This is a genomic window from Staphylococcus pasteuri, from assembly GCF_030547725.1.
GTDB classification, from domain to species: domain Bacteria; phylum Bacillota; class Bacilli; order Staphylococcales; family Staphylococcaceae; genus Staphylococcus; species Staphylococcus pasteuri.
On sequence record NZ_JAUOQO010000044.1, the window covers coordinates 1 to 422 of the forward strand.

General features: G+C 45.0%; 1 protein-coding gene. It reads left to right on the forward strand.

Annotation, left to right across the window (positions count from 1 at the left end):
• Window positions 1-24: 24 nt before the first annotated feature.
• A partial coding sequence (locus Q4528_RS12715) for a M14 family zinc carboxypeptidase (RefSeq protein ID WP_303521829.1) occupies window positions 25-422 on the forward strand: 398 nt, incomplete at its 3' end.

Here is a 422-nt window from a genome sequence, read left to right on the forward strand (position 1 = left end):
GATTGGGACAAACAACTACTGTTGTTGTTAGAGGCGTGTTATCTGGTTTTCATTCCCATCGTAAACCCGAGCGGAATGGTGTTACAGCGAAGAGCTAATGGTAATGGGGTAGACCTAATGCGCAATTCTCCAAGTTATGCGAAAGGTAAGGCGACGTTTATGGTGGGAGGCCAGCGTATTAGTCGACGGTTACCTTGGTATCAGGGGAATAAAAACGGCGTTATGGAAACAGAAAGCCAAGCCATTTATGACTTTGCCGAACAACACCTTTTTGGCAGACCATTTAGTTTAGTGTTGGATTGCCACAGTGGTTTTGGTCACCAAGATCGAATTTGGGTTCCCTATGCACAGTCTGCCACCACGGCTATTGAAGATATTGGTTCTGTATATCGTTTACGCCAGGTATTTTTTGAGAGCTTTCC